Source organism: Streptomyces sp. NPDC090021, assembly GCF_044748225.1.
In the GTDB taxonomy this organism is placed as follows: domain Bacteria; phylum Actinomycetota; class Actinomycetes; order Streptomycetales; family Streptomycetaceae; genus Streptomyces.
Genome location: NZ_JBIVFO010000011.1, coordinates 11,664 through 24,788 on the forward strand (window position 1 = coordinate 11,664; position 13,125 = coordinate 24,788).

15 protein-coding genes and 3 tRNA genes are annotated in these 13,125 nt (G+C 72.1%); 4 read left to right on the forward strand and 14 right to left on the reverse strand.

From position 1 onward, the window contains the following. Positions 1–158: 158 nt before the first annotated feature. From nusG to ACIPXC_RS10625, 3 genes are all read right to left on the reverse strand, one after another. The gene (gene nusG / locus ACIPXC_RS10615) at positions 159–1,037 is read right to left on the reverse strand and encodes a transcription termination/antitermination protein NusG (protein ID WP_401615591.1); all 879 of its coding nucleotides are present in this window, start codon (positions 1,035–1,037) and stop codon (positions 159–161) included. 82 nt (positions 1,038–1,119) lie between these two features. Beyond that, positions 1,120–1,401 (reverse strand): preprotein translocase subunit SecE, encoded by a 282-nt coding sequence (gene secE / locus ACIPXC_RS10620; protein ID WP_030773766.1) that lies wholly within the window; start codon positions 1,399–1,401, stop codon positions 1,120–1,122. Positions 1,402–1,506: 105 nt separating this feature from the next. Continuing rightward, positions 1,507–1,579 (reverse strand) — tRNA-Trp (locus ACIPXC_RS10625). Between the two features lie 204 nt (positions 1,580–1,783). Here ACIPXC_RS10625 and ACIPXC_RS10630 point away from each other — a divergent pair. Together ACIPXC_RS10630 and ACIPXC_RS10635 are read left to right on the forward strand one after the other, a co-directional pair. After that, positions 1,784–3,010, forward strand: a complete 1,227-nt coding sequence (locus ACIPXC_RS10630) for a pyridoxal phosphate-dependent aminotransferase (protein WP_401615593.1) — start codon at positions 1,784–1,786, stop codon at positions 3,008–3,010. A gap of 283 nt (positions 3,011–3,293) precedes the next feature. After that, entirely contained in the window at positions 3,294–4,313 is a 1,020-nt protein-coding gene (locus ACIPXC_RS10635; protein ID WP_401615595.1) for an adenosine deaminase, read from the forward strand. Here ACIPXC_RS10635 and ACIPXC_RS10640 read toward each other — a convergent pair. The 10 genes from ACIPXC_RS10640 to ACIPXC_RS10685 all read right to left on the reverse strand — a co-directional run bounded on the left by ACIPXC_RS10640 (position 4,303) and on the right by ACIPXC_RS10685 (position 10,088). Then, positions 4,303–4,674, reverse strand: coding sequence for a hypothetical protein (locus tag ACIPXC_RS10640; RefSeq protein ID WP_234308926.1), 372 nt, complete (start codon positions 4,672–4,674; stop codon positions 4,303–4,305). The genes ACIPXC_RS10635 and ACIPXC_RS10640 overlap by 11 nt on opposite strands. A 61-nt stretch (positions 4,675–4,735) precedes the next feature. Beyond that, entirely contained in the window at positions 4,736–5,875 is a 1,140-nt protein-coding gene (locus ACIPXC_RS10645; protein WP_401615878.1) for a UDP-N-acetylmuramate dehydrogenase, read from the reverse strand. Then, positions 5,872–6,270 carry a DUF3291 domain-containing protein gene (locus tag ACIPXC_RS10650; RefSeq protein ID WP_401615597.1) on the reverse strand — a complete coding sequence of 133 codons (399 nt, stop codon included), beginning with the start codon at positions 6,268–6,270 and terminating at the stop codon, positions 5,872–5,874. The genes ACIPXC_RS10645 and ACIPXC_RS10650 overlap by 4 nt, the downstream gene beginning before the upstream one ends. An 80-nt stretch (positions 6,271–6,350) precedes the next feature. Continuing rightward, positions 6,351–7,805 carry a DHA2 family efflux MFS transporter permease subunit gene (locus tag ACIPXC_RS10655; protein ID WP_401615599.1) on the reverse strand — a complete coding sequence of 485 codons (1,455 nt, stop codon included), beginning with the start codon at positions 7,803–7,805 and terminating at the stop codon, positions 6,351–6,353. A gap of 78 nt (positions 7,806–7,883) precedes the next feature. Continuing rightward, positions 7,884–8,453: a TetR/AcrR family transcriptional regulator gene (locus tag ACIPXC_RS10660; protein ID WP_401615601.1), complete on the reverse strand. Its 570-nt coding sequence runs from the start codon at positions 8,451–8,453 to the stop codon at positions 7,884–7,886. Positions 8,454–8,622: 169 nt separating this feature from the next. Next, entirely contained in the window at positions 8,623–9,051 is a 429-nt protein-coding gene (locus ACIPXC_RS10665; protein WP_401615603.1) for a MaoC family dehydratase, read from the reverse strand. A 1-nt stretch (position 9,052) separates the two neighbouring features. After that, entirely contained in the window at positions 9,053–9,505 is a 453-nt protein-coding gene (locus tag ACIPXC_RS10670) for a MaoC family dehydratase N-terminal domain-containing protein (RefSeq protein ID WP_401615605.1), read from the reverse strand. 136 nt (positions 9,506–9,641) lie between these two features. Next, on the reverse strand, positions 9,642–9,806 hold the full coding sequence (gene rpmG, locus ACIPXC_RS10675; RefSeq protein WP_007265873.1) for a 50S ribosomal protein L33: 165 nt from the start codon (positions 9,804–9,806) through the stop codon (positions 9,642–9,644). Positions 9,807–9,894: 88 nt separating this feature from the next. Then, positions 9,895–9,967: transfer RNA gene (locus tag ACIPXC_RS10680), tRNA-Met, on the reverse strand. A gap of 48 nt (positions 9,968–10,015) precedes the next feature. Further along, a tRNA-Thr gene (locus ACIPXC_RS10685) sits at positions 10,016–10,088 on the reverse strand. Between the two features lie 558 nt (positions 10,089–10,646). Between ACIPXC_RS10685 and ACIPXC_RS10690 the strand changes: the two genes are divergently transcribed. Together ACIPXC_RS10690 and ACIPXC_RS10695 are read left to right on the forward strand one after the other, a co-directional pair. Further along, the gene (locus ACIPXC_RS10690; protein ID WP_401615608.1) at positions 10,647–11,927 is read left to right on the forward strand and encodes an amidohydrolase family protein; all 1,281 of its coding nucleotides are present in this window, start codon (positions 10,647–10,649) and stop codon (positions 11,925–11,927) included. Between the two features lie 49 nt (positions 11,928–11,976). After that, on the forward strand, positions 11,977–12,633 hold the full coding sequence (locus tag ACIPXC_RS10695) for an SDR family oxidoreductase (RefSeq protein WP_183066962.1): 657 nt from the start codon (positions 11,977–11,979) through the stop codon (positions 12,631–12,633). 49 nt (positions 12,634–12,682) lie between these two features. Here ACIPXC_RS10695 and ACIPXC_RS10700 read toward each other — a convergent pair whose 3' ends face one another. After that, a complete protein-coding gene (locus ACIPXC_RS10700) occupies positions 12,683–13,042 on the reverse strand; it encodes a DUF3574 domain-containing protein (RefSeq protein ID WP_401615610.1) in 360 nt (119 codons plus the stop codon). Between the last annotated feature and the right edge of the window lie 83 nt (positions 13,043–13,125).

Genomic DNA, 13,125 nt, shown 5'->3' on the forward strand with positions numbered 1-13,125 from the left:
TTTCAGCCGCCGATCCGGTCATCCGGATGGAGGCATACCGCACCACGATAACGGGTATCGGTGCGGGGCTAAAAACCGAGCAGGTCAGACCGCCCTCTGGGGGCGGTCTGACCTGTCCGGAAGCTGTGGCTCAGAAGCCGTGGTCCACGCGGGGTGGATCAGTTCTTCTGGATCTGGTCGAAGCTGAGCTCGACCGGGGTCTCGCGGCCGAAGATCTCGACGAGGCCCTTGACCTTCTTCGAGTCGGGGTTGATCTCGTTGATGGTCGCCTGCAGCGTGGCGAACGGACCGTCGGTGACGGTGACCGAGTCGCCGACCTCGAAGTCCAGGACCTCGATGGTGCGCTTGACGGCGGGCGCGGGCAGGCCGGCCTCTTCCGCGGCGGCCTTGGCGGCCTTCTCCTGCGCCTCCGGGGCGAGCATCTTGACGATCTCGTCCAGGGTCAGCGGGTACGGGTCGTAGGCGTTGCCGACGAAGCCGGTGACACCAGGCGTGTTGCGGACGACGCCCCAGGACTCGTTCGTCAGATCCATGCGGACGAGGACGTAGCCGGGCAGCTTGTTCTGCCGGACGTTCTTGCGCTCGCCGTTCTTGATCTGGACGATCTCTTCCTCGGGCACCTCGGCCTGGTAGATGAACTCCTCGACGTTCAGCGAGACGGCGCGCTGCTCCAGGTTGGCCTTCACACGCTTCTCGTAGCCGGCGTAGGTGTGGATCACGTACCACTCACCGGGCAGGACGCGCAGCTCGTCGCGCAGGGCCTGGATCGGGTCGACCGGCTCGGCGGGCTCGGCCTCGACGGCCTCCTCCGCGGTCTCGGCGTCACCGGCGGCCTCTTCGGCCTCGGTGGCGGCCTCGGCCTCGTCCGCCTCGTCGCCGGAGACGTGCAGCGCGGCCTCCTCGGCGGCGTCACCCGCCTCGACGTCGGCGAGCTCGGCCTCGTCGGGGTCCACAGCGTCTGCCGCCTCGACGATGTCGAGCTCGTCCTCGACGGACTCGACGGAGTCGTGGCTCGCGTTCAGGTTCGGGTCAGACACGGTGGCTGCTTCTTCCTGGAAAAAAGGTGGTGGAACATGCGAAAAGGGGCGGCACCCATCAAGGCGCCGCCCTCCGCGGGGATCAGCCGAAGACGAACTTGATGGCTTCCTGGAACCCATAGTCAATCACGGTCACCAGAGCGATCATGATGACCACGAAGACAATCACCACGGTGGTGTACGTCGTGAGCTGATTGCGAGTGGGCCAGACAACCTTGCGGAGTTCCGCGACGATCTGGCGGTAGAACAGCGCGAGACGGCCCAGAGGACCCTTCTTACCGCGCTTGCCGCCCTTGCGGGCCTTCTTCTCGCGCGTCTCGTCCTCGGCGTCAGGCTTGTCGATGGAGCCCAGGGCGTCCGTCACTTCTCTCACCTGAATCCGGGTCGTGGCCGTACCGCGCCCGGTTGCGCCGCACGGCGTTGCATCTAAGTACGTACCTGCGCACACACGTCCGAGAGGAGTGTGGAGCAGGGCCGGAGGGACTCGAACCCCCAACCGCTGGTTTTGGAGACCAGTGCTCTACCAATTGAGCTACGACCCTTTGCGTCCCCCAACCTACCGCATCCGGGCGAGTGCACGGAGTGCTCACGCTTTGCAGCGGCTGGCGAGGTCCAACGACAGGTGAGTGTACGTGAACCGGGCCGTGACGTCGAACAGCACCCGGCCTGACATGCTCCGGCCCGCCTCCCGTCCGTTCACTGAAACGGTGTGCGGCGCTTCTGCGCGGTCTGGGACGATTGCCGGTATGACCTCTGCAACGCCTTCCTCCGAGCGCCGGGTGTCCGCCCGTATCGGCGCCATTTCCGAGTCCGCCACCCTCGCCGTGGACGCCAAGGCCAAGGCCCTCAAGGCCGCCGGACGCCCGGTGATCGGCTTCGGCGCGGGCGAGCCCGACTTCCCGACCCCGGACTACATCGTCGAGGCCGCGGTCGAGGCCTGCCGCAACCCCAAGTACCACCGCTACACGCCGGCCGGCGGTCTGCCCGAGCTGAAGGCCGCCATCGCCGCCAAGACGCTGCGCGACTCCGGCTACGAGGTCGAGGCGTCGCAGGTCCTGGTGACCAACGGCGGCAAGCAGGCGATCTACGAGGCCTTCGCGGCCGTCCTGGACCCGGGTGACGAGGTCATCGTCCCGGCCCCCTACTGGACCACCTACCCGGAGTCGATCCGTCTCGCCGGCGGTGTCCCGGTCGAGGTCGTCGCCGACGAGACCACCGGTTACCGGGTCTCCGTCGAGCAGCTGGAGGCCGCGCGCACCGAGCGCACCAAGGTCGTCCTGTTCGTCTCCCCCTCCAACCCGACCGGCGCGGTCTACAGCGAGGCCGACGCGAAGGCGATCGGCGAGTGGGCCGCCGAGCACGGCCTGTGGGTCCTCACGGACGAGATCTACGAGCACCTGGTCTACGGCGACGCGAAGTTCACCTCGCTGCCGGTCCTGGTCCCGGCCCTGCGCGACAAGTGCATCGTGGTCAACGGTGTCGCCAAGACCTACGCGATGACCGGCTGGCGCGTGGGCTGGGTCATCGCCCCGCAGGACGTCATCAAGGCGGCGACGAACCTGCAGTCGCACGCCACCTCCAACGTCTCCAACGTGGCCCAGGTCGCCGCGCTGGCCGCCGTCTCGGGGAACCTGGACGCGGTCGCCGAGATGCGCAAGGCCTTCGACCGCCGCCGCCAGACGATGGTGAAGATGCTGAACGAGATCGACGGCGTCCTCTGCCCGACCCCCGAGGGCGCGTTCTACGCGTACCCGTCGGTCAAGGAGCTCCTCGGCAAGGAGATCCGCGGCAAGCGCCCGCAGACCTCTGTCGAGCTGGCCGCCCTGATCCTGGACGAGGCCGAGGTCGCGGTCGTCCCCGGCGAGGCCTTCGGCACCCCCGGCTACCTGCGCCTCTCCTACGCCCTGGGCGACGAGGACCTGGTCGAGGGCGTGTCCCGCATCCAGAAGCTCCTGGCCGAGGCCAAGGCCTAGGCCTCAGGCGGCCCGCGGCACGAACCGGGCGGCGGCACCCTGCGGGGTGCCGCCGCCCAGGCGTTTCCGGGACCCGCCGGCTCACCCAGCCCCGCCGGGGTTCGAGGCGCGGGGTCCGGGGCGGAGCCCCGATCCTCCAGCCCCGCCGGCGTTTGAGGCGCGGGTCAGGGCAGGGCGCGGGAGGCCCCGCGCAGCGGCCTCCGCCACCGCTCCTCCGTTCGAGCAAGCCCCCGATCGGTAAAACCCCCTCCCGCCGGGCGCAGCGGTACGGCAGGATCACCAGATGGAGCACGTACGCGATCTCACGCTTCTGCCGAAGGCCCACCTCCACCTGCACTTCACGGGGTCGATGCGACCATCGACCCTGCTGGAGCTCGCCGACAAGTACGGCGTGCGGCTCCCCGACGCGCTGACCGCCGGCGAGCCGCCCAAGCTGCGCGCCACCGACGAACGCGGCTGGTTCCGCTTCCAGCGGCTCTACGACGCCGCCCGCTCCTGCCTGCGTGAGCCCGAGGACATCCGGCGGCTCGTCCGCGAGGCCGCGGAGGAGGACGTGCGGGACGGCAGCGGCTGGCTGGAGATCCAGGTGGATCCCACCTCCTACGCCCCGCTGCTGGGCGGGATGATCCCGGCCGTCGAGATCATCCTCGACGCCGTCGACGCGGCCTCCCGCGAGACCGGCCTCGGCATGCGGGTCCTGATCGCCGCCAACCGCATGAAGCACCCCCTCGACGCCCGCACCCTGGCCCGGCTCGCCGTGCGCTACGCCGACCGGGGCGTGGTCGGTTTCGGCCTGTCCAACGACGAGCGCCGGGGCATGGCCCGCGACTTCGACCGGGCCTTCGCCATCGCCCGTGACGGCGGCCTCCTGGCGGCCCCGCACGGCGGCGAGCTCACCGGCCCGGCCTCGGTCCGCGACTGCCTCGACGACCTGCACGCGGCCCGCATCGGGCACGGCGTGCGGGCCGCCGAGGACCCCCGGCTGCTGAAGCGGCTGGCCGACCGGCAGATCACCTGCGAGGTCTGTCCGGCGTCGAACGTCGCGCTGGGCGTGTACGAGCGCCCGGAGGACGTCCCGCTGCGCACGCTGTTCGAGGCCGGGGTGCCGATGGCGCTGGGCGCGGACGACCCGCTGCTGTTCGGGTCCCGGCTGGCGGCGCAGTACGAGATCGCCCGCCGCCACCACGGCTTCACGGACGCGGAGCTCGCCGAGCTGGCCCGTCAGTCGGTGCGCGGCAGCGCCGCGCCGGACGACGTGCAGGCCAAGCTGCTGGCCGGGATCGACCACTGGCTCACCGGGTGAGCCGCAGGTCCCCCTCGTAGCAGTCGGCGCGCACCCGGCGGCCGTCGGGGAAGCCGATCTCCAGGTGGGTGCGGCCCTGTTCGGGCAGGGCGAACTCGGCGACGGAGGAGACGGTCTCGCCGAGGTGCCGCAGGAAGGGGTGGTCGCCGAGGTCCTCGCCGACCTCGATGCGGCCCCACTCCCCCATGTCGTAGGGCGCGTGGGGCGGGGCGGACTCCACGATGAGGCACTGGTCGGAGCCCGTGGTGATCCGGATGGAGTCGCCGACGCTGTCGATCAGCCAGACGTCGAGGGGGGACTCGGAGCGTTCGCCGTCACTGACGTGCCAGGACGCGACGACCCTGCTGAGCGTGCGACCCACGAGCCGAGTGGGGTCCGTACCGGCCCCGTGTCGGGGACAGAGCATGGGCGGCGGGGGCTCCTCAGATGCTGACGCCGACCGTCACCGGCTCGTTGACGAGGGTGACGCCGAAGGCCGCGTGGACGCCCGCGACGACCTCGCGGGCCAGGGTGAGGAGGTCCTCGGTGGTGGCCTCGCCGCGGTTGGTGAGGGCGAGGGTGTGCTTGGTGGAGATGCGTGCGGGGCCGGTGCCGTAGCCCTTGGTGAAGCCGGCCCTGTCGATGAGCCAGGCCGCGCTGGTCTTCGTACGGCCCTCGCCGGCGGGGTACGCGGGCGGGGCGGTGTCGGGGCCGAGACGGTCCTGGACGCGGCCGAGGAAGGCGGCGTAGGCCTCGTCGGTCAGGATCGGGTTGTGGAAGAAGGAGCCGGCCGACCAGGTGTCGTGGTCGGCGGGGTCGAGGACCATGCCCTTGCCGGCCCGCAGCCGCAGCACGGTCTCGCGGGCGGTGGCGGCGGGGACGCGGTCGCCGGCCCCGACGCCGAGGGCGCGGGCGGTCTCGGGGTACTTGATCGGCGCCGAGAGCCCGCCGGCGTCCTCCAGGGCGAAGCGCACGCGCAGGACGACGTAGCGGTCGGGCTGGTCCTTGAACGTGCTGTTGCGGTACCGGAAGGCGCACTCGGCGGCGGTCAGGGTGACCGTTTCGCCGGTGGTGCGGTCGTAGGCGACGACCTCGGTGATGGTGTCGCAGACCTCCTGGCCGTACGCGCCGACGTTCTGGATCGGGGTGGCGCCGGCGGAGCCGGGGATGCCGGCGAGGCATTCGATGCCGGCGAGGCCGGCCTCGACGGTGCGGGCGACGGCGTCGCTCCAGTTCTCGCCCGCGGCGAGTTCCAGCCGGGTGCCGTCCAGGTCGAAGCCGGTGGTGGCGATGCGCAGGGCGGTGCCGTCGAAGCCCCGGTCGCCGATGACCAGGTTGCTGCCGCCGCCGATGATCAGGAGCGGGGTGCCGCTCTCGTCCGCGTCGCGGACGGCGGCGATCACCTCGGCGTCGGTGGTCGCGGTGACCAGGCGGGCGGCGGGACCACCGAGACGGAAGGTGGTCAGCGGGGCGAGGGGGGCGTCGTGGAGTTCCTGCACGTGGACAAGAGTACGGTCCGTGCCCCTCGCATCCCTGCGGGGCCACGGACCGTACTCGCTCGTCCCCCGGACCGGCCGTGTCAGCGGTCCGCCTGCTGTTCGGCGAGGCGGCGCTCGGCCTCGTCCCAGCCGAGGGGCAGCGCGGTGGCCGGCACGGTCCACTCGGTGAAGACGGATTCCTTCATGTACGCGGCGGCGGCGCGGGCACTGGAGCGGTGGGGCTCGCTGCGGGCGAAGCGGTACAGCGCGTCCCGGTCCTCCCATGCGGAGAGGGTGAGGAAGGTGCGGCGCAGGACGCGGGCCCGGAGGGCGACGCCGTGGGCGCCGGGGGCCTTGCGCATCTGGCGGATGATGCCGGGCGACTTGAGGAAGAACCGGACGGCGGCGGTGAGGGTGGCGGTCTCGAAGCGGGAGGCCATGACGTGGACCTCGGAGCCGGGTGCGGCCGGGGTGGGTGTGGACCAGGGGATGTCGGGCATGACGTGCTCTCCTTCCGTGGCGCGGCTGTGGGCGCCGCATGGCGAAACCTGATCGGGCGTGCGGGCCCGCGTTCACGTGGTCAGCCGACGGCCGGGACCTTGTCCGCGACTCCGGCGGCTGCCGCGACGGGTACGGGGGTGGGCGCGTCCTTGGCCCGGCGGGGCACCAGGAGGGCCAGCGCGGCGGCGAGGGCGACCGCTGCGGCGCCGATCCACAGGGCGGGGACGGTGCCGTCGGTGAAGGCCTGCGGGGATTCGTAGCCGCCCCGGGCGGAGAAGACCGAGGCCAGGACGGCGACGCCGAGGGCTCCGCCGACCTCGCGCAGGGCGTTGTTCGTGCCGGAGGCCTTGCCCTGGTCGGCGGGGCGCACGGTGGACATCAGGACGTTGGCCGCCGGGGCGAAGTAGAGGGCCATGCCGATCCCGCTGAGGATCAGCGGCGGCAGCTGCGCGGCGTAGGAGACGTCCGCGCTCAGGATCGCGGCGAACCAGCCGAGGCCGAGTGCCTGGAACGCCAGGCCGGCGGCGACCACGGGGCGGCCGCCGACGCGGTCGGAGAGGATCCCGGCCAGCGGGGCCACGAGCATCGGCATGCCGGTCCAGGGGAGCATGCGCAGGCCGGCTTCGGTGGGCGAGTAGCCGGCGACGCCCTGGAGGAACTGGCTGAGCAGGAAGATCGAGCCGAACATGCCGAGGAACATCAGCAGGCCGGCCAGGTTGATCCCCAGGAAGCCGCGGTCGCGGAAGAGCCGCATGGGGAGCACGGGGTCGGCGTGGGTGAAGCCGTGGCGGACGAAGGCGGCGACGAGGGCGGTGCCGACGATCAGGCCGGTGAGGACGGCGGCGCTGGTCCAGCCCTCGGAGTTGGCGTTGACGAGGGCGTAGACGATGCCGAAGAGACCGCCGCTGATGAGCAGGGTGCCGGGGACGTCGAGGCGGGCGCCGGGGGCGGTGGACTCGGCGAGGCGCAGCCGGGCGAGCGGGATCAGGACCAGGCCGATGGGCACGTTAAGCCAGAAGATCCACTGCCAGGAGATGTGCTCGGTGAGGCTGCCGCCGATGAGGGGGCCGCTGGCGACGGCGAGGCCGGTGACGGCGCCGTAGATGCCGAGGGCCATGCCGCGGCGGGCGGCGGGGACGGCGGCGGTGAGCAGGGTGAGGGTGAGCGGCATCATGACGGCGGCTCCCACGCCCTGCACGGCGCGGGCGGCGATGAGTGCGTCGATCCCGGGCGAGAGGGCGGCCGCGGCGGAGGCCCCGGTGAAGACGGCGAGGCCGGCGATGAACAGCCGGCGGCGGCCGAAGCGGTCACCGAGGGCGGCGCCGAACATGAGGAGGACGGCGAAGGTGAGCGTGTAGGCGTTCACCGTCCATTCCAGGTCCTCCAGCCCGCCGCCGAGGTCCGCGCGGATGGCGGGGAGGGCGGTGGTCACGACCAGGTTGTCGAGGGCGGCCATGAAGCTGGCCACGCCGGTGAGGACGAGCGCCCAGACGGCGGGCCCGCGGAGCTTGGTGTCGGCGTCCTGTGTGTGCACGGTTCCCCCTGCGAGTGGTTAGTTATTGCTGACTAACTTTGCTGCCCATGCGGATGCGCGCACGGTCGCGCGCATCCGTCACTCCTCCGGGTGGCCGGTGGTGCGGATCGACGGGTAGAACCCCTCCCACACCCGGTGCCCGGGCGGGAACCCCATCGCGGCCAGCGTGTTGATCAGCATTCCGTAGGCCATGAAGGTCGTCGTCTCCCGCGGGTCCGCACCCAGCGGCAGGTGGACGGTGTCCCAGAGCTGCATCCAGCCCTGGCGGACCAGCTCGCCCAGCTCATGATCACCGGCCGCCTCCGCGGCGGCGACGGTGACGTACATCTGGAGCTGCATCTGGAGCTTGTCGGGATCCTCCGTGATCAGCCGGGTGTAGGCGTGGGCCATGGCGCGCTCGGCCTCTTCGCCGCTCAGTCCCTCGACGGCGGCGGCGAACACCTCGCGCGTGTCCCGCAGGCAGCGCTCCGACGCCGCCAGGAAGATCGCCTGCTTGTTGGGGAAGAGCCGGAAGAGGTACGGCTGCGAGACGCCCACCCGCTTGGCGATCGCCTCGGTGGAGGTCCCGTAGTACCCGCCCCGGGCGAACTCGTGCATCGCCGCCCGGATGACGCTCTCGCGCCGCTCCTCTGCGCTCATCCTTGCCATGCCACGAAGTTAGTACTCAATCACTAACTTCGTCAAGGGGTGGCGCAGGCCACTCCCGGGCGTCGAGGGGCGGGCGTCGAGGGGGCGGGGGCCGGCGTCGAGGGGGCAGGGGGCCGGTGTCGAGGGGGCGGGCGGCCCGCCCCCTCGTCCCCGCAGCTGTCGGCCGTACTCAGGCCAGCGCGACCACCGCGCGGGACATGCCGAGGACCTTCTGGCCCGCGCTCATGGCCGTCAGGTCGACCCGTACGCGGTTGTCGTCCAGCTTCGCCGCGACCTTGGCGGTGACCTCGATCAGCCCGCCCCGGCCGTCGTCGGGGACGACGACGGGCTTGGTGAAGCGCACGCCGTACTCGACCACGGCGCCCGGGTCGCCGACCCAGTCGGTGACCACGCGGATCGCCTCGGCCATGGTGAACATGCCGTGCGCGATCACGTCCGGCAGCCCGACCTCCTTGGCGAACTTCTCGTTCCAGTGGATCGGGTTGAAGTCGCCCGAGGCACCGGCGTACTGGACGAGCGTGGCGCGCGTCACCGGGAAGGACGCCGCGGGCAGCTCCGTGCCGACCGCGACGTCGGCGTACTTGATCTGCGCTGCCATGTCAGGCCTCCTCGGGGGCGCGGGAGACGAGCTTCGTCCAGGCCGTCACCACGTGCTCGCCGGTCTCGTCGTGGACCTCGCCGCGGATGTCGATGATGTCGTTGCCCGCGAGCGACTTCACGGCCTCGATGGTGGAGGTCACCGACAGGCGGTCACCGGCACGCACGGGGCGGGAGTACGCGAACTTCTGGTCGCCGTGCACGACGCGGCTGTAGTCCAGCCCCAGCTGCGGGTCCGCGACGACCTGGCCGGCCGCCTTGAAAGTGATCGCGAACACGAAAGTCGGCGGAGCGATCACATCGGAGTGGCCATGGGCCTTGGCCGCCTCGGGGTCGATGTAGACGGGATTGGCGTCACCCACCGCGACCGCGAATTCGCGGATCTTCTCCCGGCCGACCTCGTACGGATCGGTGGGCGGGTAGCTCCGCCCCACGAAGGACTGGTCGAGAGCCATGACTCACTACCTCCTGTTGAAGGGACACGAAACACACAGGGACAAAGACGGGAACGGGCACGGAAACGACACAAGGCCGCCCCCCAATGAAGGGGACGACCTCATGACGGTGCCTGTATTCGAGACTTCGCTGGAGTCAGCGGGTCTCGCGGTGCGCGGTGTGCGAGTTGCAGCGCGGGCAGTGCTTCTTCATCTCCATGCGGTCCGGGTTGTTACGCCGGTTCTTCTTGGTGATGTAGTTCCGCTCCTTGCACTCCACGCAGGCCAGCGTGATCTTCGGGCGGACGTCGGTGGCAGCCACGTGAGTGCTCCTTGACGGACTATGGGACGGATGAACGCATAAAAGAGTAGCCGATCGGGAGACCGACCCCGCAATCGGCTACTGTGGGTAGCGGCGACCGGACTTGAACCGGTGACACAGCGATTATGAGCCGCTTGCTCTACCGACTGAGCTACGCCGCTTTGATGTGATCAGCTCCCCACCCGAGGGTGGGGAACCTCTCTCACCAGAGCCCCAATGCGGAATCGAACCGCAGACCTTCTCCTTACCATGGAGACGCTCTACCGACTGAGCTATTGGGGCGAGCGATGAAGACATTACACGGTTGCCCGCCGATCGCCCAAATCCTTTGCGGGAACAGGGCTCGGAGGGGGTTCGGCAGCCTCTCTCGATCAACTCGCAGGCCACTCCCGCCCCACTTCTCCTGCCGTTTGTGCGCGGGCTCACACCCGACGGGCCGCCCTCCGCCCCCGGTGCGGGGCGCACGGGTGCGCGGCGGCACGGGGGCCCGGGAGCGCCGAGGCGCGGGAGTGCCGAAGCGCGGGAGTGCCGAAGCGCGGGAGTGCCGAAGCGCGGGAGTGCCGAAGCCCGGGAGTGCCGAAGCCCGGGAGCACGGCGGCACGGGGCCACGGCGGCACGGGGCCACGGCTGCACGGCGGCACGGCGGCGCCGAGGGCTCGGGGGGGCTCGGGGGCAGGGGAGCGCGGGGGCGCGGGGGCACCACACCGGTACGACTATTGCCCTCTTCCGTGAAGCGGAGTGCGCCGCACCCTAGGCTCTGAGCACGCTGCGTGATCTTGGGCGCGGGCCGCAGGCCGCGGCCACGGCCCCGGGGACCGCCCGAGCCACCGCAGGAGCGCGATGTCCGACAGCCAGCCGCAGCAGCCGCCCCACTCCCCCCGCAGCGGCAACGGCGGCGGCCACGGCAACGCGGCCGCCGCCGACGCGACCAGCCTGCTCCTCGCCGGGGCCCGCCTCACGGACGGCCGCACCGTCGACGTCCGCCTCGGTGCGGGCCGGATCCAGGCCGTCGGCACCACGGGGAGCCTCTCCTCCCCCGTGCTGTCCCGGGTGGACCTCAGCGGCTACCTGCTGCTCCCCGCCCCCGCCGAGCCGCACGCCCACGGGGACACCGCGCTGACCGCCGACGGCGACGGGCCCGTCTCGTACGCGCCCGACGAGGTGCAGCGCCGCGCCACCGAGGCGGCCCTGCTCCAGCTCGGCCACGGCGCGACCGCCCTGCGCTCCCACGTGCGCATCGGCGACGTGCACGGTCTCGGCCCCATGGAGGCCGTGCTCCAGGCCCGGCGCTCGCTGCGCGGGCTCGCCGACCTGACCGCGGTGGCCGTCCCCCGGCTGCTGACCGGGGTGGCGGGGGCCGACGGGCTCGCCATGCTGCGGGACGCGGTCAAGATGGGCGCCTCGGTGATCGGCGGCTGCCCGGACCTGGACCCCGACCCGACCGGCTTCCTCGAAGCCGTCCTGGGGCTCGCCGACGAACACGGCTGCGCCGTGGACCTGCACACCGACGGTGACGACCCGGCCCGCCTCGCCCGGCTCGCGGCGATGGCGGGCGGGCTGCGCCCCGGGGTGACCATCGGCCCGTGCGGCGGCCTGTCCCGGCTCCCGCTGGACGCGGCCGCCCGCGCCGCCGACCAGCTGGCCGCGGCCGGCGTACGGGTGACCTGCCTGCCGCAGGGCGACTGCGCGGCTCTGGAACGCCGCGGCCTGCGCACCGCCCCCGTACGGCTGCTGCGGGCCGCGGGCGTACGGGTCGCAGCCGGCAGCGGGGCGCTGCGGGACGCCGGGAACCCGGTCGGCCGCGGCGACCCGCTGGAGGCCGCGTACCTGCTGGCCTCCCAGGGCGGGCTGCGTGCCGGCGAGGCCTACGAGTCCGTCAGCGCCTGTGCCCGCGAGGCCATGGGCCTGCCGGAGGTGCGGGTGGAGGCCGGGTTCCCCGCGGAGCTGCTCGCCGTGCGCGGCGAGCGGATCGCGGGCGTGCTGTCCCTCGCGTACAGCCGGATCGTGATCCACCGCGGCCGGGTGGTGGCCCGTACGAGTGCCGTACGGGAGTACTGCGACTCCGCCGTCGCGGTGGCCCTGGACCTGCCCCGGCAGGGCCGCACGGAGCCGGGCCCCTGAGCGGGTGTCTTCCCGGGCGGGGGCGCCCGGCTCGTCGTACCGTCAGGGCATGCGCATCGTCATCGCGGGTGGACACGGTCGGATCGCGCTGCGGCTGGAGCGCCTGCTCGCCGCGCGCGGGTACGAGGTCGCGGGCATCATCCGCGACCTCGAACAGGGCGACGACCTCAGGGAGGCGGGCGCCGAACCGGTGCTCTGCGACCTGGAGTCGGCCACGGTGGAGCACGTGGCGGGGATTCTGCAGGGCGCGGACGTGGCGGTGTTCGCGGCGGGCGCCGGCCCCGGCAGCGGTGCCGGGCGCAAGGACACGGTGGACCGGGGCGCGGCGGTGCTGTTCGCCGACGCGGCCGAACGGGCGCGTGTGCGCCGCTTCCTGATGGTCTCTTCGATGGGCGCGGACGCCCACCACGAGGGCGACGAGGTCTTCGACGTCTACCTGCGGGCGAAGGGCGAGGCCGACGACCACGTGCGGACCCGGCTGGGTCTGGAGTGGACGGTCCTGCGTCCCGGCTCGCTGCTCGACGACGCAGGGAAGGGGCAGGTCCGCCTGGAGGCGCGGACGGGCCGGGGGGCCGTGCCGCGCGACGACGTGGCGGCGGTGCTGGCCGAGCTGGTGGAGACGCCCGCGACGGCGGGTCTGACCCTGGAGCTGATCTCCGGCTCGACGCCGGTCGAGGTGGCCGTGAAGGACGTGGCGGGCAACTGACGGCCCGCGGGGAGCCGGCCCCGGGCCGGGCCGGCTCCCCGGCGGCGGCTCAGAACGCCGCGTCCACCTTGTCGTCGGAGCGCCCGACGGAGTCCTGCTGGTAACGGCTCTCGTACGCGTCGCGGATCCGCTCGATGCGTACGCTGCGGTCGTCGGCGTCCTTCTCCGGGTACAGCAGGACCACTTCGTAGGACGTCTCGCGGACGATCCTGCCGTTCTGGCCGCGCCACTGGCCGTACCCGTGGTGGAGGGTCAGTCCCTCGGGGAAGGCGGGGGTGATCTCCTGGTCCAGGAACCGCATGAACTCCCGCTCCGCGACCGGGCCCCCGCCGTCGGTCCGTTCGGTGCCGAAGTACAGCCGGGTCTCCCGGTAGGGCTCGCCCACGTCCGTGTGCAGGGCGGCTCCCATGAGAGCCGGAATCCCCGCCCCGAGCAGGGCCATGAGCACCCCGCCGCCGACCTTCCCCCGCGTGTCAGATGTCCATTTCACCC